This window comes from Roseofilum sp. (assembly GCF_982964205.1).
On record NZ_CEZBFX010000026.1, the window covers coordinates 22886 to 48690 of the forward strand.

Here is a 25805-nt window from a genome sequence, read left to right on the forward strand (position 1 = left end):
CAACATGCTCATCATATTATTTATCCAAAACCGTGCTTATGCTCTCTTTCAGAACTTAAGCACTTTCCTGTTACTTACCCTCCTCTTACCCTTCAATCTCTTAAAAATCTTACCAGCCTTACTCTGGAATATTCTCACTTCTATCCGAGCCAAACTGCCAGGAGATGAAAAGCCTAAGAATATCCTGATTACTGGGGCAAAAATGTCCAAATCCCTACAACTAGCTCGTAGCTTTAATGGGGCTGGACATCGCGTTTTCCTTTTAGAAACCCATAAATATTGGCTCTCAGGAAATCGTTTTTCCAATGCTATTAAAGATTTTTATACAGTTCCTAATTCTGAGAAAAACTGGGACGGTTATCAGCAAGCAGTATTAGAAATTGTCCAAAAAGAAAACATCAATTTATTTATCCCCGTATCAAGTGCCGCAGGCAGTTACGATGAATCGCGACTCAAAGCAATTCTATCCCCCTATTGTGAGGTCTTTCATTTTGATCTAGATATCACTGAGCTGCTAGACAACAAATTTACATTTATTGAAAAAGCCAAAAATCTGGGTTTATCTGTTCCCAAGTCATTTTTAATGACTGACTCGAAGCAAATCCTGGATTTTGATTTTGTGCAAGATGGCAGTCGATATATCCTCAAAAGCATTCCCTATGACTCCGTACGCCGTTTGGACATGACCAAACTACCCATGAAGTCTGAGCAAGAAATGGAAGAGTTTGTCAAAGAGTTACCCATAACTGAAGATAAACCTTGGATTATGCAAGAATTTGTTCAAGGGAAAGAATATTGTACTCATAGCACAGTTAGAAAGGGGAAAATAAGACTGTATTGCTGTTGTGAATCCTCTGAATTCCAAGTCAACTACAATCATGTAGAAGAACCGGAAATTTATCAATGGGTGAAAACTTTTGTCAGAGCCTTAAATCTCACGGGTCAAATCTCCTTTGATTTTATTAAAACCGAAGATGGACAAGTGTATCCCATAGAATGCAATCCTAGAACCCATTCCGCTATTACCACCTTTCACGATCATCCCGGAGTCGCGGATGCCTATCTGAAAGATGTTGAAGATGAAACCAAAAGCCCAATTTTTCCCCTACCTGATAGTAAACCCACGTACTGGACATACCATGAATTGTGGCGACTGACTCAAATTAGATCGTTTGGGCAATTCAAGGCTTGGATTAAAAGGATGATTGAAGGTACAGATGGCATTTTTCAGCCTCATGACCCCCTACCTTTTTTGATGGTACATCATTGGCAAATTCCTCTGCTGATATTGCAGAATTTGAAAACAATGAAGGGTTGGGTACGAATCGATTTTAATATCGGCAAATTAGTTGAATTAGATGGTGATTGAAAACAAGAGTATCCCACTGAAAGATCTGAATTTTACTTTAGAAAAATAATATGTAATATGTCTCTAACTCAATCGTCTCAAAGTCTCTTAAAAGTCTTGCACCTAGCAGGTTCTCGCGTCTCAAATTTTTACTACGACTTATCGATGATTTACGCTAAAGAGGTCGTACAGCCTCCAGGAGTTAGCAGTTACTATGCAATTGTCAATCCAGATGGTTTTTGGCAGTTGGGAATGTCATTGGATTCCAGGTCAGAAAAGATATCACTTCAGGAGATGATGGCTCGACTCCCCCAGATCGATCTGGTAGTTCCCCATATGTTTTGTTTTCCTGGCATGACGAGCTTCCGGGCGTTTTTTGAGGATATTTTAGGTTTACCAATGGTGGGTTCTCCATGCTACTGTACCGCCCTAGCAACGAACAAAGCTCATACCAAAAGTGTGGTGTCTGCTGCTGGGGTTCGTGTGGCGAAGGGACAAGAGGTACGTCGAGGGGATAGGATAACCCTAGAAACGCCCTTAATTGTCAAACCGAACTCGGAAGATAACTCTTTAGGATTAACGTTGGTTTCCAGAGAAGATCGAATCTCTGAAGCTTTGGAAGTGGGCTTTGAGCATGATGAAGTCTTGTTAGTGGAAGAGTATATTCCTGGTAGGGAGTTGCGGGTAGGAGTTATTGAACACAAGGGAGAGTTATGGGTAGCGCCGACGATCGAGTATTTGGTCACTGAGAAGAACCCAGTTAGAATGGTACAGGATAAGTTAGAGCGTCGGTCTGATGGTACTCCCTATAGACAATCGAAAAATTCGCCAGTTAAACTGGTTTGTCCTGCGGATGTGACACCAGAATTATTTGAGAAGGTGGCTGATGCTGCGAAGAAAGCCCATATTGCTTTGGGGTGTCGTGACTACTCCCTGTATGATTTTCGGGTACATGCTCAAACCCATGAACCCTACTTGTTAGAGGCGGGTTTATTTTGGTCGTTTGGCAAAATTAGTGTGATTTCCCGGATGCTAGAGGCTGATGCCCAAAACATAGAAGAAGTCATCTTAGATCTATGGCACACAGCGGCTCAGCGAAATCCTGTGGCGCGTGGTTCAAGTATAGTACGACATACTAGGAGAACGGTTTTTCCTGACAGAAATTCAACAATCTAGTCAGATCGGCAAATGTCTCTCTATAGGGGATAGAGCGATCGCAATCTCCAAAAATGACAGAAGAGAGATATCTAATCATCAATCATCGCTGTATCACCATCGGGACTTTTTTCAACACCCCGTTCATCAGGGCGATCGCCCTCTAGGGTGGGTGGAGGAGTTAAATATTGGTCTTCATTTTCTAGGTTTTCATCGGCATAAAAGCGATAGAAGAGGAGGCTATCTTCAAAGCCATGTTCATCTAAAACATGATGAATAATGCCGAGGTTAACCATCATTTCTCCCATCATAATCGCTTCGGGACGGGTCGATTGTTCATGCTCCATTAACCAATCCACTGCTTCAGAACCCACAAAACAGTTAGAAAAAGCTTTTAAACCATAGCGGCGATCGCGAATCGATATGCCTTCGGGACCGCGCATTCGTTGAAGGATATCTTCCCAATTGTATTCTGGCTTAATTTTCGGGCGTTCTGGTGCAGGCACAGGTGACGGTTGCCAATCTTCTCGACCTTGTTGAGTTAACCAGGTATCCGTGACTTGTTCGAGTCCAGGTAGTTTAATATGTAAATCCCGTTGAGGAAAAGGAATTCCAATCCCATAGTGTTCTAAATATAGGGACATATAATGGAGTAAATGGGTTTTCACTTTCGGTTGTTTCAGAGGGTCTCGAATAAAGACCACAATCCGAAAGTTGAGGGCACTATCTCCAAATCCTCGAAATTGCGCTTTTGGTGGGGGATGGCGGAGAATTTCAGGATGGGGAATCTGAGCAACAGCGAGCAGGACATCATGGACGAGTTGCATGTCTGAACCATAAGCGACACCCACATAAACTTTGAGACGAGTTAAACCAGTACGATTCCAATTTTGTACTTCTCCTTCAATGAAGCGGGAGTTGGGAACCATAATGGTAATCCGGTCAATGGTGGTCATTTCGGTCACTCTAGGACCGATTCGTTGCACTAAACCTTGAAAGTCTCCCACTTGCACCAGTTCCCCGACTTGGATCGGTCGTTCAAAGATCATAATTAGACCGCTAATAAAGTCTTTGGCAATATTTTGCAAACCAAATCCAATCCCCACACCCAGGACACTGATCAGGATCGCGAGGGAACTAAAGTCTACACCGCTCAGGGTGAGAATGAGCAGAAAGCCGATGAAAAGGAGAGCATAGCGAATAAAGAACGCGATCGCCTGTTGAGAATGGCGATCTACTCCGACGAGGGGGACAATTTTTGTTTTGAGAACTTCAGTAAAAGAGTTGGTGATTAAGATTAAGGCGATCGCCATTACCCCAATTAACAGTAAATTATTCAGGGATAATGCTCGTTCACCAACGGTAAAAATTTGTGCTGAGAACAGATCCCGTAAGAAAACATAGGTGCGATATAACCAGCGACGACTGAGGGGAAATAGATGGGTTACATAGCAGATAACGATGAGCCAGGTTGATACTTGCAACAGGATCAGGACTAAAATTTTCCAGGAAGTTTTAATCAGCTCTGAATCCTGTTTCTTTTGCCGCTGTAAGCGTCGCTGAAGCCAAAACCAGAGACTTTGTAGGGCGATCGCCACAGCACTAGCCATCAGTGCCATTTTAATTGCCCAGGCTCTATAAATGGGCGTTCGTTCTCGGCGAGCGCGTTGCAGAGCTTGTTCAATCTCATTTTGCCAACGCTCGGCTTGTTCTAGGGACGGTTGCCCTGGCATCATATCCGATGCAGTCAGGGTGACGAGGTGGCGCTTATTAACTTGGAGACTAACTTGGCCGTTATTTTGGACGATTTTGACTTCAGGTGGGGTATCCGTGGCGATCGCCCGATCCAGCTTTTCCTGTAATAACTGATTCACTCGGGTGGCTCTCTCCTCAGCGCTAAAGCGCCCAGAAGCTTCTACCTCAAATAATTCATAACCATCCAATACAATTGGAGCTTGAGTGGCTATTAGTGCTGTGGGTTGAGTTTGGGCCCATCCAGGTAAGGATAATCCCAAGCCAACCCACCCCAAGAAAAGTATCAACAGCAGTTGTGCGAAAATGCTTCTGCCTCTTGTCCTTAGATAGGCTTTACGGCCGAGTCGAGTCATCTTCAATACTCCTGACTGGTTACCCAACGGTCTGATTCAGTTTATCAAAAATTTTTGCTCAAACAGCTCGAGGACGATCTCCGCTTTCGCTAATACTATGAACCTATAATGTCTATTTTAGTTCGGTCCAGGTTCTATTCCCTATTCCCTATTCCCTATTCCCCATTCCCCATTCCCCATTCCCTAAAAAATGAAGTCAATATCAAATTGGCTTAAATCTACCCAATGAAGTTCTCCTTCATCCTGCACATTAGTGGCTACCAAGAGAACCGTTTTAGAAATCATGGCGATCGCCACTGGGGAAGGGGGTCCTAAAATCCGGCCAACCACTTGGCCATACTCATCTAATAAGATTAAATGACCGCGACCGTCAGCCATAACATAGCCCCAAGAGGCGATCGCGACACATACCGGTAACTGTACTTTAATCGGAATCGGTCGCATCCGAAAAGGCTTCAAATCCATCAACAGCGGCCCATGGGTATCCCACTTAGGAATCACCAAAACTCGATAAGAAATAGCACTGGGAATAATCCGATCGACTTCTAAGGAAAGTTTCCAGTGTCCGAGAAAATTTCCCCGACGAGTAAAGACTTCGATTGCCGTTTTTCCCTGTTCCACTCGCCAAAATATTCCATGATGATCGTCAAGAATTTGGACTTGATGGACTGCCTCTCTAACGGGGACTTGAGGACGAGAGAACCAAGAGTGATGATGAGCAGTTGAATCGAGGTTTTGTTCCGAGCGATGCCAAACCCATAAGTGATTGTCCTCAGTTACTGCCGCGATCCATTGGCTGTGAGGATGGACATCTGCCTTAAAGGGAATGCGAAGATGGGCGATTAACTCAGCGGAAAGGACGGGAACTTTCGATAAATCAGGGTTTAAGTGATAAATACATTGGTTAGTCAATGCAACACAACCTTGAGAGGTTACTTTTAATTCACGAATATCTTCCGGTAAACAGACTTGAGCGACTTTAGCTAAGGTCTCAAACTGATTAGCCTCTTCCTGATAGCGTTGATAGTGAATCGAGTCTGAGATTGCCCAATAAATACAGGTGTGAGAACCACAAGGGGAATGGTTATCGTTGGTCTGTGAATGTATAGAAACGGCTAAAGCAGCGATCGCTCCTGGCAGGGCATGGGTAATAATGGGTTCATCGGTGAGAGAACGACTTGGTGGATAAGGGAGGACACTGATTGGAGTAGCCGATAAGGATAAATCAATTAACTCGGAAAGGCGATCGAGGTCACTGAGCATTTGCCTCGCGCTTTTGTAACGACGAGCCGGTAATTTTTCTAGCGCTTTGAGAATGATTTTTTGCAGAGGTAGAGGCACAGTGTCTGGAACGATGACCCGTTGATTGAGATGATAGTTCATCAATTGCTGGGGTTGTCCAGAAAAGGGCCGAGCTCCCACCACTAACTCATAAAGAATCACCCCTAGGGCATAAATATCTGACTGAAGAGAATATTGTCCATAAAAGCGCTCTGGAGCCATATAAGCTGGCGATCCCGTATTATCTGAACCTGTTTTACTGTCCTGAATTAACCGAGCAATACCAAAATCCGATATGCGAGCGATCCAACCCCTTGATTTGAGCGTTAATAAAATATTTTCCGGTTTCAAATCCCGGTGGATAATCCCTTTACTATTCGCATGTTCCATCCCTTGCAATACATCTTTCATAAATTGGATCGACATCCCCAAAGGCAGTTTTCCCTGGCGATCCATCCAATTTCGTAACGTTCCTCCCTCACAATAATCCATGATCAAATAGCGCCCTTCTCGAGAATGTTCTAGGGCGCGACACGTGACAATATTCGGATGGGAAAGTTGTAATAAAAACCTCAATTCTCGCAAAAACTCATGCGTTGGAAAACGATGTTGATCTAAATCTTTTAGGGCAACTAATTTTCCCGTTTTTCGATGACACCCACAAAACACACGCCCAAACTGTCCTTGGCCAATCAATCCTAAAATGAGATATTTACTTCTGGGACGTTTGGACACAGTCATAGGCAGATCGTTCGTTTACATTGTGATTAAGTTATTCATAAGATCTACATGAGCTGTTCCCTGTTCGATCGGTTCTTCAATTTTTCTTAAGCGTTCCTCTAAGCCAACAATAAAATGGTTACATTCTGCACCCAAAGATTCACAAGAAGTTTGGACACAATGCAAGTCTTTCCCACTCAATTGACTAAAGAATGCACTAAACACCCCTGCGTCCAGGAAACAAACAGGAATACCGAGATTGGGGCTATGGGTTGCGAAGGGAGCATTCCAAGTTTTGACAACTAAAAAACCTTGAGCAATATAACTTTGATCGAGATCAATTTTCCCCCATCCGTGAGTTTTCCAACATTCTTTAAACGATTGCAGAAAGTCTAACATGCTCATATCTGCTAACGGTTTTTCGTAGTATTCTGACACTTCTTCAGCAAACCGAGCATAAAAGTTTTTGCCCCACCAGCGACCGCAGTTATACAAGACTAATTTTGAGGCTTGTCCCGTTTCTTTATCTAAACCAGAATAGATAGCTTTGATTAAGGGTTCGGGCATCGCTAAGAGGCGATCGCCCCGGCGATTTTCTAACAATCCTAATTCTAAATCACTTCGCACATAAACATCTGTCGCAAAGTAATTACTAGGAATACGGTTATTGGTGACTAAATCAGAAACAGAAATCATAGTTAATTCTCGCAATAGGCTCCTGAACGATAAACCAATCTGTTAATTAACCTTTTAGCTTTCACTCTTAAGTAATTGGGTTTGGGCTAAAATCAACGGTGATTTGATTAATTTAATTTGCTCTGGTTTTAAGCTTTTCATTAATTGTTGATTGAGCAATTTGTATAAGGCTTTATCTAAATCTTGGGTTTCATACATGGCCATGCTTTGCGAGAGCCAATCCACAAACCTATCTTGAACCAATTTATCATTATTAATCAACATGGACATGGCGCAATATCGTAACATGAGCATGGCATTTTTAATCGATCGCTCCATATCTTCAACGGATGTATTGGGAAAATACTGAGGGAGCTGATCGGCAACGGCTTGCATAATTTCTACTTCTTTTTCTCTAATTTGACTATAGGTTTCTAGCCGTTGGGGTAAGGACTCAACATACTCGGTTAAACCTTTGAGTTCTTCAGGTTTCAGATAGCGATTTTCTGCTTCTGCAAAAAGGGTTTCTAGATCGGTGTTCATAGTCACTAGATACGAATGGGTAAAGGTTTAAAATAAACTTGAAAAGTCTTCTAACGTCACATCATCTTCGTCTTGAGTGGATGTGGAATCTACATCTAGAGGAAGAGGCTCACTCGGAGCGATCGCGCCTTGACCCTCCCAATCAATACAAGTAAAGAACTGACTAACCGTCAAGGTTAAGGATAGATGTTTGCTCGACTCTTTTCCTTCTAAACTGGCTTGCTTACTCGCTTGTTTAAATTGCTGGATCGGTTCAGGATCGTGTTCCCAGTTAATCTGGCCAAAAAAGTCACGGACTGAGACTCGACTCCAGGTTTTGGGAATCTCTTGGCCCTTTGTGCCCTTGGGTTTCGATGGGGTTTGAGAACGGGTACGGGGACTCATGTTAACCGCTCCCCTGAACGCAACCGTTTTTCAATATCACGAGCGGTTGCTCCTTCATTGAGCCAGAATGAGGCTGCATCAATGCGATCTTTGCCACCCAGGAGAAATTTACAATAGGTTTCACCCATGGAATAGCATTGAATTTCAATGCAACTGAGTTGTTTTTTGACTAATTCGGTAAAAAAGCCAGCGAATAGGCCAGCATAGATATGACAGACCGGTTTACCGACATCGCCGAGGGTTCGCGCTACGGCAGAATCAAACAAGTTAATAAACATAAAGCCTTGTTTGCGATCGCCCATATCCACTTCCCAGCGCCCCCATCCTTGGGAAGTAAAGGGCCACCACCAGGTTTCTAACAGAAACATTAAATTGGCTTGCCGGATGCTGCGATCGAACTCTTTTTCAAACCATTTTTCAAAGAAAAAAGCATCCTTTTGCCCCCACTCCACACCGATGGTATACATGATGGCAGCCGAAGCATCTCCAACTTCTTCTTCGAGACCTTCAACTAACCCAATAATAAAATCTTCACTGGTGAGGACATTTTGGGCACCATTCCAGTCTACGACGGTTCCGCGCTCTGGATCGAATTGAAAAAAATCCTGGAAGCCGTAGTGGTTGTGTTTTTTGGGCTGTTTGCTATTGAGTAAATGTTGAGTTTTAGTTGCGTTTGCCATAAGCGTTCAGATCGGTGAGTGGGGTTGGCCCTCTGACTAGAGAAGCGTTGACCTGGATGGGTTCATCTCTCCGATTTTCATTGTATCGGCTGGTGACGAATCCACGGCAAAGTTGTAATGAAAGTCAAGCAAATTTTGCCCTTACAAGGGAAATTCTTCTGTAGAAGAGGCTTGAGAGAGGATTTGGCGGTTATATTCGAGGATGGGACGCAGGAGAGCTGCTTCCTCGGGAGTTAAGAGAGATTCGACAACTTTTTGCATGATCGAGTAGGTTACCTTACAGCTATTTTGAGCATCAAAGGCTCTCATAATGGTTTGAAACCATAAGAGGAGGCGATCGCGTAATCTGTCCCGATCGTCGATCAATAGGGCTAGGGCTGAGTGACGTAGGATACGAAGGGTATCTTGTTTCCATTTAGCGCTCAAGTCTTTATTACCGCGCTGGAGCAAGTGGGGGGCCCGAGCGCGAATTTGCGATTGAACTTGCTGGACAATCAGAGCTTCTGATGTACGAATCTTGTTATAGGTGGTTAAGCGCAAGGGAAATGATTGGATATAATCCTGGAAAAATTGCAATTCTTCATCTGTGGCATAGCGGCCATCACTTTCTCGATATAGGTTTTGAGTTTGGGTCAGCATAAGCTTTTGGATACTCTTCTAAGCATCTTTTGTTTGTGTTAAATAGGCTCCTATTTCAAATTTTGTATCTTCGAGTTGTTTGAGGGTGGAGCGGGTGACGAGTTTCCCTGCTTCGACTAACACTTCCCCAGTTACCGGATGGAGCATAGCTTGATCGGCTCGTCTGCCAATGAGAGCTTCAATATCTTGTAGCGATCTCACGTACATCCCTGGAGGTAATTCTACCACCACTCCATCCATCAGTACCCGTGACTGACAGGCCAGGCGAGAATTGGGTTTACAGGAGGTGATCACCTCTAAGGTGCGCTGTTCCCTGCGATTCATAGGAGTGAGGAAGTCCATCCCATCTTTAATGTACACATGGCAGGTGGCACACATGCCTCGGCCACCACATTCTTTGAGGACATCTAAATCTTTATCGATCAAAACCGATAACAGATTGCCGTTAGTTTCTACTTCAGTCTCTTGGGCGATCGGTTCAAGTCTGACAATTTTTACCATAATTTTTGCTTCTCTCAGGGTTCTTAGGGTAAGAGTAACTGTTTATATTCAGGTTTGAGGGATTTTTCCACTAAGGCAGGAAAATCCCGGATCACTTTGATGCACCGACTAATAAAGGCGGCCACCCAAGACTGAATCGAGGCTAACTGTTCTGGGGTTACTGTTTGGGTAAGGGCTGTAGAACGGGTAAACGTCAATTCAGCAGTGCGGCTGATTTCAAAGCTCTGTAACCATTCCACATCTGGACGGGTGGATTTCCAATAATTGGTAATCACCGCTTTACCTAAATACTGGGTGGTATAAAGACTCAGTTGGTTGAGGGCTTCAAGCAATTCTTTTAGGGTAACCTGGGACGTAGCTTCTGGAATAGGAGTGGTCTTAGGAACCGTAGGTTGAGACTTGAAAGGGACACGAATAGGGGAGGGACTGGGAGTCGGAGCATCTTGCCAGTAGGTTTGGTTGGAGAGGGTTAAACTGCCAGCCAGGAGTCGGAATGTGGCGATCGCCGTTGCCGTATCTGCAATCAATTCAGTTTTCAGTTCATGGAGCGCTTCAGCATAATTGCTATAGACCAAATCCAGGGTCGTCAGCACTAACAAAATCACGCCTTCAGGGAGCTTATAAATAAACACCTGATTTTGGGCAAATTGAAATTCAAAGGACTCAAAGCCTTCTGGGGTGGTTTCGACCACCTGTCGCAAACCTTGGGCTAGGGCTTCTTTTTGCTGGAAGTTGAGGGTACTATCCACGCCACAAAAATAGGGGCGCGATCGCCGATCGATTAGGGCGACTCCCGCAATTCCTGGTAAATTCAGAAAATCCTCAACTACCTCCCGTTCCATAAGTAGATGCTTATCTGTTGTCTCCTGATGATGGGGTCATTGGTCTTCAATCTATTTATTTTGGGGCACTTTCATGTCACAACGGTAGGGGGGAGAGGTTTTGAGTCAAGATGGTTCAAGTTGTAGACACCAAGGGTATAGGTTTGCTATGGGTCAATTATCAGTTCAGTCTCAATTTTACCCAATTTCATTTTCTCATGTTCCCAAGGGTCTGTCTTGTTTTCCGTCCACTGAACTCTCCAATATCCCATTTTAGGTTGATCACTCATGTCTGACCTTCCATTCACGTTGGATCAATTACGCATTCTCAAGGCGATCGCCATTGAAGGAAGCTTTAAACGAGCCGCTGACAGTCTCTATGTCTCTCAACCGGCTGTGAGTCTCCAAGTCCAGAACTTAGAGAAACAATTAGATGTTCCCCTATTCGATCGAGGTGGAAGACGGGCCCAACTCACAGAAGCGGGTCATCTCCTCCTTCAGTATGGTGAAAAGATTCTTTCGCTCTGTCAAGAAACCTGTCGGGCGATCGAAGATTTGCAAAATCTGCAAGGGGGGACTCTGATTGTTGGAGCCTCTCAAACCACAGGAACCTATCTGTTACCTCGGATGATTGGCGCATTTCGGCAAAAATACCCAGATGTGGCCGTGCAACTGCATGTTCATTCGACCCGCCGAACCTGTTGGAGTGTTTCTAATGGCCAAATTGATTTGGCTATTATTGGCGGTGAAGTGCCCAGCGAACTCCAAGAAACCTTAGAAATCTCTTCCTATGCTGAAGACGAATTGGCCCTGATTTTAGCCCCTTCCCATCCCCTGGCAGCCCAAAGGACGATTCACAAAGAAGACCTGTATGAACTCCAGTTTATTGCTCTAGATTCCCAATCGACAATTCGTAAGGTAATTGACCAGGTTTTAACGCGCTGTGGGATTGAAACGAACCGCCTAAAGGTGGAAATGGAACTCAATTCAATTGAAGCGATTAAAAATGCGGTACAAGCTAATTTAGGCGCAGCTTTTGTTTCCATCTCAGCGATTGAAAAAGAATTGCAAATTAATTTGCTTCATCGTGCTTATGTTGAAGGGGTTTCTATCCAGCGTACTCTGTCCGTGATTGTCAATCCCAATCGTTATCGCTCTAAGGCGGCAGAAGCGTTTCGGACTCAAATCCTACCGGCTTTCACAACCCAAGGTAAAGTAGGGTTAACTCCCCCCACGGATATCGGGATCGATCTCAATGCTGCTGCTCAAGGGTCGGATCGAGAATCGTCTGTATCCTTGGATTAACTGGGGTCTATGATTGGAGTGATCGAGGTTTGCCGTCTGGCCTATGGATATTCATTGCACGCGCCCAAAATGTCAACGTCCTATCAACTCGGTTCCTGAACTCGATAGTCCGGAACACTTGAAAACGACTTCCCAGAAATTTTGTACTTGCTGTGGAATGCCTTTAATTTTGGCTGGCCGGTATTTACCCCAACGGTTATTGGGTCAAGGGGGGTTTGGTGCGGCTTATTTGGCGGTGGATCGCTATACGCCGACTCTGCGCTCTTGCGTGGTTAAACAGTTTCAACCAGCAGGTCAGTTGTCCGAGCAACAATTGGCGATCGCCCAACAACATTTTGAGCAGGAGGCTTTAGTGCTGGAGGAATTGGGCAATGAACATCCTCAAATTCCTCGGCTTTATGCATTTTTCCCGCTCTTGGTTCCGTCATCAACTCAAGGGGAAGAGAGCCAATTTTTTTATCTCGTTCAAGAATGGATTGATGGTCAAAATTTAGAGGAAGAGTTGGAGTATACTGGGCCGTTTTCAGAACAGGATATTCTGACTCTGTTGCGCCAAATTTTGCCCGTATTACAATTTATTCACGACCGCCATACTATTCACCGAGATATTAAACCGTCTAATATTATGCGGGATAAAAAGGGGCGATTGGTATTGCTCGATTTTGGTGCAGTGAAGCAAATTAGTCAAGGGTCAGGAGGTCGATCTACAGAAATCTATTCCCAAGGGTTTGCGCCTCCGGAACAAATGGCGGGAGGTCAGGTTTATCCGTCTACGGATTTGTATGCTCTGGCGGTGACTTGCTTAATTTTATTAACCCAAAAGGAGTCTCAGGATTTATATGATTCTTATAATAATCGTTGGAACTGGCGATCGGAAATTGAGTTATCAGAACCTTTAGCCTCCGCTTTAGATAAAATGCTGGCCCTATCTCCTTATCAACGGTTTGGTAGTGCCAATGAGGTCTTAGCTTTCTTGCGTTCCCAGTCTATTCAATCAATGAGTCCCTCGACTACCCTCCAGTCTCCGGCCGCTTCTGGTAAACTGGCTTCTGCTGCGACTCCAGCTCAACCATTGGTGAAGACTCTCGTTTTTTGTACTCCAGAATTGTTGAGTATTTCGGTATTTACAGGGTTTGAATCGGTGGTTTTAGCATTAGGTTTAACCAATCTACTGGGAGTCAATGGGATCAGTATGGGGATTTGGGGGGCGGCGATGGGGGGCTTGGTTTATGCTCAATTTCGCCGGTGGATTGAACGGATGGATTTAGTGATTCTGGCGGTGATTTCTTGGGGGATTTTATTATTTGTTCCCCCAGTGCGAGGAACTCATGCCTTAGATGTGATTTTAATTATTCCGGTTTGTGTGGGGGCGGGTTTAGGGTTGATTATGTCTGTTTTTCGATTGATTTCTCAGAAGTTAGTACGATAGAGCATAGAGAGATAATTGGCTCTAAGTCCCTTGTTTAGCGCAACATCATATAGGAATTTAGTATAAGGAGGTTGTCTACAGTAGTGACTCAAGAACATTGCGATCCGAATGGAATTAGTGTCCCGAATGGTTGTTTTTTTGGTTTACCCTATTCGGTTGAGGAGGCGAAACTGGTGTTTTTGCCGGTTCCTTGGGATGTGACGACTTCCTATGGAGAAGGAGCTGCTCAGGGACCACAAGCGATTTTAGAGGCTTCAGTACAGTTGGATTGGTATGATTTTGATGTGCCTAATGCTTGGAAAGTTCCGTTGGCGACTCTAGGGATTGATGGAGAAATTTTAGCCGAAAATAGTCGGATGAGGGCGATCGCCAAGCAAATTATTGCCCATCTGGAAAAAGGTGGAGCAGTGGACGATCCGGCGATCGCTTCATCTTTAGCAAAGGTCAATCAAGCTTGTGCGGATGTTAATGCATGGGTTTATACTCAAAGTAAGAATTATCTGGAGCAAGGGAAGTTCGTCGCCATTGTCGGAGGCGATCATAGTGTCCCCCTGGGATTAATGCAATCTCTGGGTCAGCAATACGAAAATTATGGCATTTTGCAGATTGATGCTCATGCCGATCTGCGTACAGCCTATGAGGGATTTACTTATTCCCATGCGTCAATTATGGATAATGCCCTCAAAATTCCCCAGATAAGTCGCTTGGTTCAGGTGGGAATTCGGGATGTTTGTGAGGCAGAAATAGACAGGGTAAAGGGCGATCGACGCATCGTTATGTTTGATGATTGGCAACTTAAACACAACACCTATGAAGGGATAAATTGGGCGACCCAATGTCAGGAAATTATCTCTCATTTACCCGATCGGGTTTATATTAGCTTTGATATTGACGGCTTGAAACCCTCCTATTGTCCCCATACCGGTACGCCTGTACCTGGAGGATTAGAGTTTAATGAGAGCCTATATTTGATGCGATCGCTCGTTCAAGCCGGTAAAACAATCATTGGGTTTGATATCTGCGAAGTTGCTCCAGGTGAACCAGCGGACCAGTGGGATGGTAATGTGGGAGCCAGAATCCTCTATAAATTAGCCTGTTTGACTGAATTAATGAAGAATTAAATAATTCTGGTTAAAAGCGTTTCTTTACAAGGGTGATATCAATTCAGAGAGAATTTATGAAAAAATAGAGATTTGATCGCCCCAAATGTCTAAGAATTGATGCATTTTTTGGCGCATCCAAGTTAAGGGGTTATTGGCTTGTTGGCCTAGAGCTTTGTTATAACTTTGATAAGCTTGATTGTATTGTTGCAAATGGTGTAGACACACGCCCCGAAACAGGTGTAGGGTTGAATCCTGAGGATTGAGGTTGAGAGCTTCTTCAAAACTCCACAGGGCTTTTTGATAGTGGTGGAGATGGGTGCAAGCGCACCCTCGCTGAATCCAAAGGTCGATGTTTTGTGGATCGAAAATGAGGGCACGGTCAAAATGGGCGATCGCCTCTACATAGTTCCCTTCTTCCACACAGCGCTCGGCTTTTTGGGTATAGTTTTGGCTCATTAACATTCTGGTCATTACTGTATTACCTCGTTTTTTATACCGATTTTCACATATATATTAAGATCCACTATTGAGCGCGACAATTTCATAGACTATATACGCTCGTGCCTATCACTATCTTACGAGAGAAGAAAAATGGGGATAAGGGTATCACCCCCCAAACGGATAGGATAAGTATAGAAATATTATTTATGAGAAAAAACGTAAATTTATTGGTACTTCTTGAGAAATTCAAGAACGATTGGGGCAGGAACCAGGGTATTCGCGCATAAAATCCCGGAAGCGGCAACAGCCGGAACCCCAATACCCGGTAAAGTGCTATCACCAACCCGATATAATCCCAGAATTGGGGTATGGCAACTGGGCCAGGTTCCTTGACCCGGGGCGATCGCCGGCCCGTAGGTTCCCCGATCGCGACGTAGATAATGGGAGTGGGTGAGAGGAGTGCCCACTAGCTCTAAGACAATGCGCTCTCGAATATCCGGAATCACTCGCTCTACAGCCCGATAAAGAGGTTGAGATTTGAGGGATTTGCGATCCTGATACTCGCCATCTCGACTCCATCCGGCAAAGGATTCTAAGGTATAGGCATGAAGACAATGATAACCTTCAGGAGCCAGACTTTTATCCCATACGGAGGGAATAGAAATCATACAAGTATTACCAGGGCTGGTAATATCCACATCGTCAGAATGGACGACTACATGATGGCCCGTTAACCCCTCTAAGCCATCGGCACGAATCCCTAAATGCAGGTGCATAAAGCTTTCTACCGCAGGGGTAGATAACTGTTCTTGGCGGTAGGTCTTGGGTAGATCTTCAGGGTCTAAGAGGTGAGTGTAAGTATCCCAAAGGGTAGCATTAGAAATCACAATGGGAGCCGTTACCCTTTGGTTGCGTCGTAACTGTACCCCTGCCACTCGTCCTTTCTCGATCAAAATTTTCTCGACATGGGCCCCGAGTTTCAATTGGCCACCCCACCGAGTTAATCCCCTCACCAGAGCGTCGATAATGGCTTCACTACCGCCTAAGGGATAGTCTACAACGGAGCGATCGCGCTCCCCTAACATAAAGGCGACTTCTGGGGCTACCGTTCCGTCAGCTTTGAGACCAGAGAGTAAAAAGCATTCGAGATCGATCAACCGTCTCACCCAAGGGTCTTGAACTGTGGAATTTAAGATCTGGCCAACTGAACCGTTAATGATACCTAAATGGGGCAGTAGTTTCCACAAAGCGGGTAAATAGCGCGTGGCCAAAATGGGGAGCAGTTGCCAGTCCGAGCGCAGAGCAATGGTGGGAATCTGGCTCAGAGCTTCGTAGAGTTCCAGTAGCGGTTGTTGAAAGGCGATCAGTTCCTTGGCTCCTTGGGAGGTAATTTGGGCTAAGGCTTCTTGGTAGAGATCGCTCTGGCAATAAATCGGTAAGGTAGCATCCGGAAAATGGTAATGTCCCAAGGGGTCATAGGCGATCGCCTCCACCCGTTCCCCCAAAATCTTCAAGACTTGGCCCAGGGGATTGAGGGAATGGCGATCTCCCAATCCACAATAAAAAGACGGCCCCGTATCAAACCGAAACCCTTGACGGACAAAGCCATGGGCGGCTCCTCCAGGAATCCCATGGCTCTCACAAATAATGACCCGTTTGCCATAGTAAGAGAGCAACGCCCCCGCCACTAATCCCCCAATTCCACTACCAATGACCACCACATCCGCGTCTGACATTATTCCATCCTTAGAGTTCAGTTGTTCCAGAAAAGGGTAACCCCGGGTTTCTCCTATTGCCTATCTATTGCCTCTATCCTTGCATACTTCACATTTACACTATGCAAATTCTCGGAAAATATCAGAAAAAAGTTGCCCTAGATACATAAGTAAACTATAATAGGAAAGATAAGTTTTAATAGCTCTTTAAGTTCAGTTAGCTATTGCCTAAACTCCCTTAAAGAACTGTTAACAAAATACGGTTACTCCCCTAAAACTGGGGTTCTAATCAAAACAGAAAGGCTCAATCAACACCTGAGCAATTCAAACTTCACTCCTATTTTAGAGTTTCAAGAGGCAACAGCGATGAATTTGCGTTATCGCGGCATACAATATCAGCGTACTCTACCTTCTGTAAAGGCTCCTGAAGAAGTCAATCTACCTGAGGAAGTCATTCCCCCATCTCCTTTATCTTCTTCCCTGGATTTACAAACCCTACAGCTCTACAAGACCCTCATCGTCTTGATTGTAGCTTTGATGGCAGGGGTGGCATCATTAGTGACTTAAACTAGCGAGTGGTTACTCTGAATCCCCATTAGACCTCCTGTTCATGTAAACCATTTTTCAATTTACCAGGGATCTAATGGAGTGGAAGAGCCTAGAACAGACGGCGATCGAAATCCTAAAGGGTATGCAGGGCCCCTTTTCGGCCAACTTCAGACATTTTCATAAAAATATCTTGCGAACTTTGAGGTTCAGCATTTTCGGGGGGTTGGCGTTGGAGATAGGTTCCATCAGACTGAAGCTCCCAAGCATGGCGGTTATCGGCAAGCATAACCCCCAAAATCTCTTGCACATCTTTTTGGATCTCTGGATCATCAATGGGGGTAACCGCCTCCACCCGTCGATCGAGATTACGAGGCATCCAATCCGCACTACCAATATAGGACTCTTCAGCACCCTGGTTGTGGAAGTAAAAGATTCGAGCATGTTCTAAAAAGCGACCCACAATACTAATCACGCGGATGGTCTCGCTCACCCCTGGAATTCCCGGTCGTAAACAACACATTCCCCGGACAATCAGATCGATTTGTACACCCGCCTGAGATGCTTCATAGAGGGCAACAATCATTTTAGGATCGACTAAAGAGTTCATTTTCGCCACAATCCGAGCATGATGGCCATTACGAGCATGTTCAATTTCCCGTTCAATCAACTCCATCATCCGCGATCGCAAACTCACCGGAGCCACCAACAACTTACGATAAGATCGTTGTCGAGAATATCCGGTCAAGAAATTAAACAAATCTGTCAAATCTGCTCCTAACTCATCATGGCAAGACAAAATGCCCAAATCTGTATAGAGTTTTGCTGTTTTGGGATTGTAATTACCCGTGCCAACATGCACATACCGCCGCATCTGATCCGAATCCCGACGCACCACCATCACCACCTTCGTATGGGTTTTCAATCCCACCAACCCATACACCACATGCACCCCAGCACTCTCGAGGGTTCTGGCCCATTGAATATTATTCTCCTCATCAAATCGAGCCTTTAATTCCACTAAAGCCACCACTTGCTTCCCATTTTCCGCCGCTGCAATCAAAGCCTTCACAATTGGAGAATCTCCAGAGGTTCGATACAACGTCATTTTGATCGCCAGCACTTTCGGATCGTAGGCCGCTTCTGTAATAAACCGTTGTACCGTAGAAGCAAAAGAATCATAGGGATGATGGAAAAACAAATCACGCTCGCGAATCAGCTCAAAAATACTAATCCCTTCCTCTTGATCCTCAGAAAAAGGATCGGTTTGTAGGGATCTGAGTCCCTGAAAATAATGGGGGACGATAGGAGACCATTCTGGATCTTTAAGATGAGGTAAAGGAAGCCCCATGAAACTCATTAAATCCCCTAGACCGACTAAGCCCTCAACTTCATAAACATCCTCTTCTTTTAAACTCATTTCCTGGATTAACATCTCGCGAATTTTAGGTGGCGTATTGACCATAATTTCCATTCGCACGATTAATCCACCAATGCGACGTTTACGCAATTCCTGTTCCATCGCCAGCAGTAAATCATCGGCTTCATCTTCTTGCACTGATAGATCCGCATTGCGAGTAATCCGGAAAGGATAATATTCTTGGATATTCATCCCCGGAAATAAAGGGTCTAGATTATGGGCAATAATTTGTTCTAATGGAACACCCATCCAACGAATTTTAGCGGGATATTCTGAAGAATAATATAACTCAGGAGGTAAGGCTAAAAAACGAGCCAGTGCCCTCGGAACTTTGACCCGAGCAAAATGATCTTCATCGGTTTCTGGGTCATTGACTAAAACGGCCAAATTGAGGCTGCGGTTAGAAATATAAGGAAAAGGATGGCTGGGGTCAACAGCTAGAGGGGTTAAAACGGGAAAAATTTGCTTTTCAAAATATTTTTGGTAATAGAGGCGTTGCTCTGGAGTGAGGTCAATATAATCAACCAAATAAATCCCTTCTTCAATCAACTTGGGTTTAAGAACTTGGTGAAAATGTTGATGTTGTTTTTCAACGGTTGGATGTAATTGTTGACTAATCTCTAGGAGTTGTTGTTCTGGAGTGCGTCCATCGGGAGTTAATTTATGGACTTCCGCTTCCACTTGTTTTTTTAATCCAGCAATTCTCACCATGAAAAACTCATCGAGATTACTGCTGAAAATTCCGAGGAATTTTAATTGTTCTAATAAAGGAGTTCGCGGATCGAGTGCTTCATGTAAAACTCGTTTGTTAAACTCCAGCCAACTGAGTTCTCGATTCAAGTAGTATTGGGAATCTTTGAGATTTAAAGGTGGGGTTGTTTTCTTAGATTTAGCCATTATCAATAAGTGAATTAACAGAGCAAAGTTAACCCCGTATCCCACGATATGAAAATTGTTTTTTTCGGTGAGGTGGGGGATTGGCTTGTATTTTACCTTATTCAGAGAGAAGTACAAAAACTAGAGTTTAAGGGAGTAAGTGAGAAGATAATCTGCTAAATCTGAGCCGATCCCAGATAATGGCTTGCTCGGCTTGGCTGAAGGAGAAACAGATACCGATCCATAGGATTAACCGGCGATCGCCGAAATCCCGAAAACATGGCCTTTCCAAGCGGCAATATCTAAATAGAGTCCTTGGCTGGATAACTCCTCCCCTTGTCGTTCATAATAGGCGGTGCTGATTAAATCTTGAAGAGCATAGGAAACCGGTTGCCAATCCCAGGGAATATGGACATAGCATTGTCCGGGATAGGGTGCATAATTCACTACAACCAACACCTGTTCATGGCGATCGTTGTGCCAACCAAAGGCAATAAAATTAGCCCAAGTGCCGTTATATTCCCATGCAGGAGAGCAGTCCAAGAGCTGCCAGTTCCCTTCCCGCAGTACAGGATGAGACAAGGATTGTAGCAGTTGCTCATAGAAGTGTTCTAAAGCAGGATTGGAGACTTGTTTAGCACTGCGACACAGATGGATAGAAACTTTTTGTGTCCATCCTTGCAACTGCCCATGGTGGAAAAATCGGAGTCCAGGACACAGATAGGTCAACAGAGCCGCTGCTTGATGACTGCCCAAGGGAAATATGCCCGCAGCGCGGGGTTCATCATGGTTTTCCAGGAAGCGTACAGAGCGCTCTTGATAGTCTAAGGAGGCACTAAAATGTTCGCGGACGGGATGGGCTTGTTGGCTATGGAGGCGATCGTAGAGGCGCTTGTCGTAGGTATAATCAAAGCCTTGTTGTTGCAGCGTCCATTCTAAACCCCAATAGACTTCCGCCATGAAGGTAAAGGTGGGGTGTTGTTGTTTTACGGTCTGGATGGCTGAGGGCCAAAAGGAGTGGGCAATAATGCCCCAAGTACGATGAAAAATGTCTGGCAGGATTAACATGGCCATGTCACAGCGTACTCCATCACAGACTTGGGCAATGGAGAGTAATTCATCGGTCATAGCTGTTAAGACTGCAGGGTGACCATAGTTGAGTTGTAAGGTATCCGGCCAACCGGTAAAGTAGGGGTCTCGACCATGGGCGAAGATGCCTTGGTGAGGAATTTCCGTGTAGTTTTGGGGTTCTCGTTGGCGATCTTCTGGGCTTCCTTGGATATAGAAATCCGGATGCTCTTGTATCCAGGAGTGATCGGGGGCAGTGTGGTTGGGGACAAAATCGAGCATCAGTTTGAGACCCCGTTGATGGAGGCGATCGCCAAATTCTTTCAGAGCAGATGGATCGCCAAAGCTGGGATGCAGTTGATAGGCTTTGATCGCAAAACAAGAGCCACAAATATCGCTCTCGGTTAGATCGGGCAGGAGTTCTTTATATTCCCTCACCCAGTCGGGGTTGGTGCGCGAGACTTCTCGTCCTAGGGTTCCCGTTTCCCAGATTCCTAAGGCATAAATCCAATCAAACCCTAGCTTCGCCCATCGATCGAGTTCGCGATCGGGAATATCGTTGAGGGTGGCTGGATGGTTTAATTCTTGGGAGAGATTATGGAGCCGCAGACAGATATTGAGTTGGTAAAGGGTTGGATTCACAGTAAAAGATATTAAAGGGTGTTGAATCAGACAAGCGTATAGTGAAGCAAGACTTAAGTTTCTGGATTTATTGTATCGTGGTGTACTGCACAAAGGCGCGCGATCGATATGAGACGTATGGATCTTGAGGCTAATCCCGATCGATGGGGAGTAAGTTTGAACAAAGAAAGGTGCAACTTGCACTTGAGTGGCGCAATCGGTACGATTGATGTCGGCGATCTCTAGCATCAGTGATGCCCAGAGATACACTCTAGTGCATGATTCAATGGCATTGATAAAACTTTCCCCATGAATGACCCTCTTTCAGTTTCCCAATCTATGCTTAAACCTCGTCATCAGAGGAAAAAATTGTTTTTGAAATTGGCTCTCCTGTTAACAATGCTCTCATTTGCCTACAAAGGAATTAGGAGTTATTTTCAAGAACCTGACGCGATTTTAGTCTTGGGAGGTTCGGTAGTCCGGGAACAGTTTGCGGCTGATTTTGCTCGCCAGCATAGTCATTTGGATATCTGGATTTCTGGGGGAAGTAATCCAGAATATGCACAATGGCTATTTGCGGAAGCGGGGATTAGTTTGCGGCGACTCCATTTAGATTATGAAGCGGTGGATACGGTGACGAATTTCACGACTTTAGTCGATGAGTTTAAGGCTAGGGGAATTGATAGTGTTTATTTAATTACTTCAGACGATCATATGCGCCGCGCTCAAGTCATTGGCCAAATTGTGTTTGGCAGTCGGGGGATTGAATATAAACCTTTATCTGTACCTTCTGGACGAGCACCAGAACCGATGGAAAAAGTTTTTCGGGATGGGGCAAGGGCCATTTTATGGGTAATGACGGGAAAAACTGGATCGAGTTGGAGAGACTGGTTTTGAAGAATTCAAGAGAAAAACGCTAGTGGGTAGGGAATAAAGAGTAATGCAGTAATTCTAGGTTCTGATGATGATTGCCATTCGTGCCTATTGCCTATTACTTTGTGCCGGTCTTCTACAACAAGTCTATGACCTAAATTGGGTGAAAATTCACCAGGTTTGATACGGTTTGCCCTCCTGTGTCAAAGGGTTCCAACCTTTAGGATAAGAGCAGTAGAAATCACTTACCCAAGGTCAACAGGAGGGTAACTATGATCGCGATGATGCATGTCCAACCGATGGAACAAAAAACACTCTATCAACCGGCGATCGCCTGGCAAATCACATCCGAAGGTCTGATGCTGCACGTTGAAGCACCGGGAATTCAAGCCAAAGATCTCGATATTGAAGCAACAGAAAAAACCCTAACCGTGCAATGGACTCGTCATCTTCGTTCTGACTCGGTTGCTCTCTATTCTGAAGTGAAGTATGGGCAATTTCGGCGCTCTGTAGCTCTACCGTTTGCCATTGAGCGCGATCGCATCGAGAGCCAATTAAAGCACGGCATCCTGACTCTGAACCTGCCCAAAAAGCAAAAACCCCAACCGGTCAAAATCACCTTGGGTAAATCGACTCTCTCTCAACCCGAACCCACCCCCTTAGAAACACCCGTCAGTTTAGACGAAGACCCTTGGGCAGCTTAAGTGCAACTGCTCCCCAGGTTCGGTAAACCGCCCTTCATCGCAAGGGCAAACCCCCCTCAGTATAGGGCAAGAGGTCTTTATACTGAGAACGGCCCATCCTCAAAGCAAAAGATTTATAGAGCGCTCTCAGGCCCAGGCCGGAATCCTTAGTAGTTAGTAAAGTTGGAGTGCAAAAACTCTTATGGCTAAAGTAGTTGGAATTGACTTAGGAACAACAAACTCTTGTGTGGCAGTAATGGAAGGGGGAAAACCCACTGTTATTGCTAACGCAGAAGGTGGACGCACCACTCCTTCTGTCGTTGCTTATGCTAAAAATGGCGATCGCCTCGTCGGACAAATTGCCAAACGGCAAGCCGTAATGAACGCCCAAAATACCTTCTATTCCGTCAAGCGATTCATCGGCCGGCGCTACGACGAAGTCGGAACCGAATCCACCGAAGTTTCCTACGAAGTCATCAAAGAAGGCAACAACGTCAAACTCAACTGTCCTGCTGCCGACAAAAAATTTGCCCCCGAAGAAATCTCCGCCCAAGTCCTGCGTAAACTCGTCGATGATGCCAGCAAATACCTCGGCGAAACCGTCACCCAAGCCGTCATTACCGTTCCCGCTTACTTCAACGACTCCCAACGGCAAGCCACCAAAGACGCAGGTAAAATTGCTGGAGTTGAAGTCCTGCGGATTATCAACGAACCCACAGCCGCATCCCTAGCTTATGGATTAGACAAAAAGAGCAATGAAACCATTCTCGTCTTTGACTTAGGGGGGGGAACCTTCGACGTATCGATCCTAGAAGTAGGCGACGGTGTATTTGAAGTCTTATCCACCTCTGGAGATACTCACCTGGGTGGGGATGACTTCGATAAGAAAATTGTTGATTATCTGGCTGCAGAATTCCAGAAAACCGAGGGGATTGACCTGCGTAAGGATAAACAAGCCCTGCAACGGTTAACCGAAGCGGCTGAGAAAGCTAAAATTGAACTCTCCAGCGTTACTCAAGCAGAAATTAACCTACCCTTTATTACCGCTACCCAAGAGGGCCCCAAACATTTAGACTTGACTCTAACACGGGGTAAATTTGAAGATTTATGTGGAGACCTGATTAAGCGCTGCGCCATCCCTGTAGAAACAGCCCTCAAGGATGCCAAACTGGATAAATCTGCCATTGATGAAGTGGTACTGGTTGGAGGTTCCACTCGGATGCCTGCGGTTGGAGAAGTGGTGAAGAAAACCCTTGGTAAGGAACCCAACCAAACCGTAAACCCCGATGAAGTGGTGGCTGTTGGCGCTGCCATTCAAGCTGGGGTATTGGCTGGGGAAGTTAAAGATATTCTGCTGCTGGACGTAACTCCCCTGTCCCTTGGAGTGGAAACCCTCGGTGGTGTAATGACCAAGATTATTCCCCGTAACACGACTATTCCTACCAAGAAATCGGAAACCTTCTCTACCGCAGTTGATGGTCAAACCAATGTAGAAATTCATGTTCTGCAAGGGGAGCGGGAAATGTCAACTGACAACAAGAGCTTGGGAACCTTCCGCTTGGATGGTATTCCGGCGGCTCCCCGTGGTGTTCCCCAAATTGAGGTGACATTTGATATTGATGCCAATGGTATCTTGAATGTGACAGCTAAGGATAAGGGAACGGGTAAGGCTCAGTCGATTAGTATTACCGGAGCTTCGACACTCGATGAGCGGGAAGTCGATCGGATGGTGAAAGAAGCAGAAGCGAATGCCGATGCGGATAAGGAGCGGCGCGAGAAAATCGATCGCAAGAACCAAGGGGATCAACTCTGCTATCAAGCTGAGAAGCAGATGGAGGAACTCGGTGATAAGGTTCCCGCAGAAGATAAAACCAAGGTCGAAGGTTTGGTTAAAGACTTGCGTGAGGCGATCGCCAAGGAGGAGGATGAGAGCATCCAATCTCTGACCACTGAACTGCAACAAACCCTCTATGCTATTGGTAGCAGTGTCTATCAACAGGCTGGCGGTGATGAAGCTGGCGCACCAGGTGCTGATGCTCCCCCTCCTGGAGGTGATGCCGGTTCCAATGGTCCTGATGATGATGTAATTGATGCTGAGTTCTCGGAAACGAAGTAATTTTTCTATGATTTCTGAGTCAAAGCGTGTAATCGCTTAAAATCAGGTATAGGGGGCGCTGCCCCCTATTTGGGTTAAACACAGTCTAAAGGCAAGTAATTTTCCAGTTAACAAGGGGTTCTCAGCTCCTTGCTTCTCAAGGAGCAATTAATGTAAGCATCTGAGTAAAAGGATATAGGTCTACCATGGAAAAAATGGAAAATTTCTCATTACTTGCAGGACGAGCATTTCTGGTTGCTATTTTTCTCAGATCTGGGATTCAGAAAATTCTTGGCTTTAGTGGCACTGCATCAGTGATAGCGTCCAAAGGAATTCCTGTCCCAGAATTCTTCTTAATTTTTGCCATTCTATTTGAGTTGATTGGTACAATATCGATTCTCGTGGGTTATAAGTCTCGGTGGGGAGCGCTGCTTTTGATGATCTTCCTAATCCCCACTACCTTAATATTTCATCTTGACTTTTCGGATCAAAGTCAGGTCATCGCATTTATGAAAAACTTATCGATTTTGGGAGGACTCCTCATTATTTTCTCACAAGGTTCGGGTCCTTTGAGTTGGGATTCCAGAGAAAGTAAATGAGGGAGGATCTAAAGAGCGATTGTCTCCTAACTTATTTTCGTATTAATTATAGTTGATTTGATTAACAGTGAGACAGGATTGTAGGGGCGAAAAATTTTTCGCCCCTACAGATACCGCATCTCTCAGTACAGGACAAAAGTGGCAAAGGGAGACAGGAAGAGGGTTTGAGGGAAATC

At 45.0% G+C, this 25805-nt stretch carries 23 protein-coding genes; 10 read left to right on the forward strand and 13 right to left on the reverse strand.

Going from position 1 to position 25805, the window contains the following annotated elements; all coding sequences use genetic code 11:
* Positions 1–4 precede the first annotated feature (4 nt).
* Both AC3A14_RS09115 and AC3A14_RS09120 read left to right on the forward strand, forming a co-directional pair.
* Entirely contained in the window at positions 5–1369 is a 1365-nt protein-coding gene (locus AC3A14_RS09115; RefSeq protein ID WP_318732774.1) for an ATP-grasp domain-containing protein, read from the forward strand.
* A 57-nt stretch (positions 1370–1426) separates the two neighbouring features.
* Positions 1427–2524 (forward strand): D-alanine--D-alanine ligase family protein, encoded by a 1098-nt coding sequence (locus AC3A14_RS09120; protein WP_318699210.1) that lies wholly within the window; start codon positions 1427–1429, stop codon positions 2522–2524.
* 71 nt (positions 2525–2595) lie between these two features.
* Here the strand turns inward: AC3A14_RS09120 and AC3A14_RS09125 are convergent, their stop codons facing one another.
* From AC3A14_RS09125 to AC3A14_RS09165, 9 genes are all read right to left on the reverse strand, one after another.
* A complete protein-coding gene (locus AC3A14_RS09125; protein WP_318732775.1) occupies positions 2596–4611 on the reverse strand; it encodes a mechanosensitive ion channel domain-containing protein in 2016 nt (671 codons plus the stop codon).
* Positions 4612–4794: 183 nt separating this feature from the next.
* Entirely contained in the window at positions 4795–6633 is a 1839-nt protein-coding gene (locus tag AC3A14_RS09130) for a serine/threonine-protein kinase (RefSeq protein ID WP_318732776.1), read from the reverse strand.
* A 15-nt stretch (positions 6634–6648) separates the two neighbouring features.
* Entirely contained in the window at positions 6649–7308 is a 660-nt protein-coding gene (locus AC3A14_RS09135) for a V4R domain-containing protein (RefSeq protein ID WP_318732777.1), read from the reverse strand.
* A 54-nt stretch (positions 7309–7362) separates the two neighbouring features.
* A complete protein-coding gene (locus tag AC3A14_RS09140) occupies positions 7363–7830 on the reverse strand; it encodes a globin family protein (protein ID WP_318732778.1) in 468 nt (155 codons plus the stop codon).
* A gap of 27 nt (positions 7831–7857) precedes the next feature.
* On the reverse strand, positions 7858–8214 hold the full coding sequence (locus tag AC3A14_RS09145) for a hypothetical protein (RefSeq protein WP_318732779.1): 357 nt from the start codon (positions 8212–8214) through the stop codon (positions 7858–7860).
* The gene (locus AC3A14_RS09150) at positions 8211–8894 is read right to left on the reverse strand and encodes a V4R domain-containing protein (RefSeq protein ID WP_318732780.1); all 684 of its coding nucleotides are present in this window, start codon (positions 8892–8894) and stop codon (positions 8211–8213) included. The genes AC3A14_RS09145 and AC3A14_RS09150 overlap by 4 nt, the downstream gene beginning before the upstream one ends.
* Before the next feature lie 141 nt (positions 8895–9035).
* On the reverse strand, positions 9036–9533 hold the full coding sequence (locus tag AC3A14_RS09155) for a globin family protein (protein WP_318732781.1): 498 nt from the start codon (positions 9531–9533) through the stop codon (positions 9036–9038).
* A gap of 18 nt (positions 9534–9551) precedes the next feature.
* Positions 9552–10034, reverse strand: coding sequence for a 2Fe-2S iron-sulfur cluster-binding protein (locus tag AC3A14_RS09160; RefSeq protein ID WP_318699218.1), 483 nt, complete (start codon positions 10032–10034; stop codon positions 9552–9554).
* Positions 10035–10057: 23 nt separating this feature from the next.
* On the reverse strand, positions 10058–10876 hold the full coding sequence (locus AC3A14_RS09165; RefSeq protein ID WP_318732782.1) for a hypothetical protein: 819 nt from the start codon (positions 10874–10876) through the stop codon (positions 10058–10060).
* 267 nt (positions 10877–11143) lie between these two features.
* On the opposite strand from AC3A14_RS09165, the gene AC3A14_RS09170 reads away from it, so the two are divergent.
* The 3 genes from AC3A14_RS09170 to AC3A14_RS09180 all read left to right on the forward strand — a co-directional run bounded on the left by AC3A14_RS09170 (position 11144) and on the right by AC3A14_RS09180 (position 14710).
* Positions 11144–12160: a LysR family transcriptional regulator gene (locus AC3A14_RS09170; RefSeq protein WP_318699220.1), complete on the forward strand. Its 1017-nt coding sequence runs from the start codon at positions 11144–11146 to the stop codon at positions 12158–12160.
* 43 nt (positions 12161–12203) lie between these two features.
* On the forward strand, positions 12204–13589 hold the full coding sequence (locus tag AC3A14_RS09175) for a serine/threonine-protein kinase (RefSeq protein WP_318732783.1): 1386 nt from the start codon (positions 12204–12206) through the stop codon (positions 13587–13589).
* An 83-nt stretch (positions 13590–13672) separates the two neighbouring features.
* Entirely contained in the window at positions 13673–14710 is a 1038-nt protein-coding gene (locus tag AC3A14_RS09180) for an agmatinase family protein (protein ID WP_318732784.1), read from the forward strand.
* 54 nt (positions 14711–14764) lie between these two features.
* Here the strand turns inward: AC3A14_RS09180 and AC3A14_RS09185 are convergent, their stop codons facing one another.
* Both AC3A14_RS09185 and AC3A14_RS09190 read right to left on the reverse strand, forming a co-directional pair.
* Positions 14765–15163, reverse strand: a complete 399-nt coding sequence (locus AC3A14_RS09185; RefSeq protein ID WP_318699223.1) for a tetratricopeptide repeat protein — start codon at positions 15161–15163, stop codon at positions 14765–14767.
* A 194-nt stretch (positions 15164–15357) separates the two neighbouring features.
* Complete coding sequence (locus AC3A14_RS09190) at positions 15358–16869, reverse strand: phytoene desaturase family protein (RefSeq protein ID WP_318732785.1); 1512 nt, start codon at positions 16867–16869, stop codon at positions 15358–15360.
* 345 nt (positions 16870–17214) lie between these two features.
* Here AC3A14_RS09190 and AC3A14_RS09195 point away from each other — a divergent pair, with 345 nt between their 5' ends.
* Positions 17215–17415, forward strand: coding sequence for a hypothetical protein (locus tag AC3A14_RS09195; protein ID WP_318732786.1), 201 nt, complete (start codon positions 17215–17217; stop codon positions 17413–17415).
* 115 nt (positions 17416–17530) lie between these two features.
* Here AC3A14_RS09195 and ppk1 read toward each other — a convergent pair whose 3' ends face one another.
* Positions 17531–19711 carry a polyphosphate kinase 1 gene (gene ppk1 / locus AC3A14_RS09200; protein ID WP_318732787.1) on the reverse strand — a complete coding sequence of 727 codons (2181 nt, stop codon included), beginning with the start codon at positions 19709–19711 and terminating at the stop codon, positions 17531–17533.
* A gap of 228 nt (positions 19712–19939) precedes the next feature.
* On the reverse strand, positions 19940–21628 hold the full coding sequence (locus AC3A14_RS09205; protein ID WP_318735240.1) for an alpha-amylase family glycosyl hydrolase: 1689 nt from the start codon (positions 21626–21628) through the stop codon (positions 19940–19942).
* A gap of 60 nt (positions 21629–21688) precedes the next feature.
* Between AC3A14_RS09205 and AC3A14_RS09210 the strand changes: the two genes are divergently transcribed.
* The 4 genes from AC3A14_RS09210 (at position 21689) to AC3A14_RS09225 (ending at position 25629) form a co-directional block, all read left to right on the forward strand.
* Positions 21689–22276 carry a YdcF family protein gene (locus AC3A14_RS09210; RefSeq protein WP_318735243.1) on the forward strand — a complete coding sequence of 196 codons (588 nt, stop codon included), beginning with the start codon at positions 21689–21691 and terminating at the stop codon, positions 22274–22276.
* Between the two features lie 248 nt (positions 22277–22524).
* Positions 22525–22956, forward strand: coding sequence for an Hsp20/alpha crystallin family protein (locus AC3A14_RS09215; RefSeq protein WP_318699229.1), 432 nt, complete (start codon positions 22525–22527; stop codon positions 22954–22956).
* 181 nt (positions 22957–23137) lie between these two features.
* Entirely contained in the window at positions 23138–25051 is a 1914-nt protein-coding gene (dnaK, locus tag AC3A14_RS09220) for a molecular chaperone DnaK (protein ID WP_318732789.1), read from the forward strand.
* A 194-nt stretch (positions 25052–25245) separates the two neighbouring features.
* Positions 25246–25629 (forward strand): DoxX family protein, encoded by a 384-nt coding sequence (locus tag AC3A14_RS09225; protein WP_413039063.1) that lies wholly within the window; start codon positions 25246–25248, stop codon positions 25627–25629.
* Positions 25630–25805 lie beyond the last annotated feature (176 nt).

Excerpts from the sequence above, each read along its gene's own strand:
- AC3A14_RS09160 (WP_318699218.1), bottom strand. The coding sequence starts at position 10,034 with ATGGTAAAAATTGTCAGACTTGAACCGATCGCCCAAGAGACTGAAGTA.
- AC3A14_RS09195 (WP_318732786.1), top strand. The coding sequence starts at position 17,215 with ATGAATTTGCGTTATCGCGGCATACAATATCAGCGTACTCTACCTTCT.
- AC3A14_RS09130 (WP_318732776.1), bottom strand. The coding sequence starts at position 6,633 with ATGACTGTGTCCAAACGTCCCAGAAGTAAATATCTCATTTTAGGATTG.
- AC3A14_RS09225 (WP_413039063.1), top strand. The coding sequence starts at position 25,246 with ATGGAAAATTTCTCATTACTTGCAGGACGAGCATTTCTGGTTGCTATT.
- AC3A14_RS09125 (WP_318732775.1), bottom strand. The coding sequence starts at position 4,611 with ATGACTCGACTCGGCCGTAAAGCCTATCTAAGGACAAGAGGCAGAAGC.
- AC3A14_RS09150 (WP_318732780.1), bottom strand. The coding sequence starts at position 8,894 with ATGGCAAACGCAACTAAAACTCAACATTTACTCAATAGCAAACAGCCC.
- AC3A14_RS09175 (WP_318732783.1), top strand. The coding sequence starts at position 12,204 with ATGGATATTCATTGCACGCGCCCAAAATGTCAACGTCCTATCAACTCG.
- AC3A14_RS09120 (WP_318699210.1), top strand. The coding sequence starts at position 1,427 with ATGTCTCTAACTCAATCGTCTCAAAGTCTCTTAAAAGTCTTGCACCTA.
- AC3A14_RS09145 (WP_318732779.1), bottom strand. The coding sequence starts at position 8,214 with ATGAGTCCCCGTACCCGTTCTCAAACCCCATCGAAACCCAAGGGCACA.
- AC3A14_RS09185 (WP_318699223.1), bottom strand. The coding sequence starts at position 15,163 with ATGACCAGAATGTTAATGAGCCAAAACTATACCCAAAAAGCCGAGCGC.
- AC3A14_RS09210 (WP_318735243.1), top strand. The coding sequence starts at position 21,689 with ATGAATGACCCTCTTTCAGTTTCCCAATCTATGCTTAAACCTCGTCAT.
- AC3A14_RS09140 (WP_318732778.1), bottom strand. The coding sequence starts at position 7,830 with ATGAACACCGATCTAGAAACCCTTTTTGCAGAAGCAGAAAATCGCTAT.
- AC3A14_RS09165 (WP_318732782.1), bottom strand. The coding sequence starts at position 10,876 with ATGGAACGGGAGGTAGTTGAGGATTTTCTGAATTTACCAGGAATTGCG.
- AC3A14_RS09170 (WP_318699220.1), top strand. The coding sequence starts at position 11,144 with ATGTCTGACCTTCCATTCACGTTGGATCAATTACGCATTCTCAAGGCG.
- AC3A14_RS09155 (WP_318732781.1), bottom strand. The coding sequence starts at position 9,533 with ATGCTGACCCAAACTCAAAACCTATATCGAGAAAGTGATGGCCGCTAT.
- AC3A14_RS09115 (WP_318732774.1), top strand. The coding sequence starts at position 5 with ATGCTCATCATATTATTTATCCAAAACCGTGCTTATGCTCTCTTTCAG.
- AC3A14_RS09205 (WP_318735240.1), bottom strand. The coding sequence starts at position 21,628 with ATGCTAGAGATCGCCGACATCAATCGTACCGATTGCGCCACTCAAGTG.
- dnaK (WP_318732789.1), top strand. The coding sequence starts at position 23,138 with ATGGCTAAAGTAGTTGGAATTGACTTAGGAACAACAAACTCTTGTGTG.
- AC3A14_RS09135 (WP_318732777.1), bottom strand. The coding sequence starts at position 7,308 with ATGATTTCTGTTTCTGATTTAGTCACCAATAACCGTATTCCTAGTAAT.
- AC3A14_RS09215 (WP_318699229.1), top strand. The coding sequence starts at position 22,525 with ATGATCGCGATGATGCATGTCCAACCGATGGAACAAAAAACACTCTAT.
- ppk1 (WP_318732787.1), bottom strand. The coding sequence starts at position 19,711 with ATGGCTAAATCTAAGAAAACAACCCCACCTTTAAATCTCAAAGATTCC.
- AC3A14_RS09190 (WP_318732785.1), bottom strand. The coding sequence starts at position 16,869 with ATGTCAGACGCGGATGTGGTGGTCATTGGTAGTGGAATTGGGGGATTA.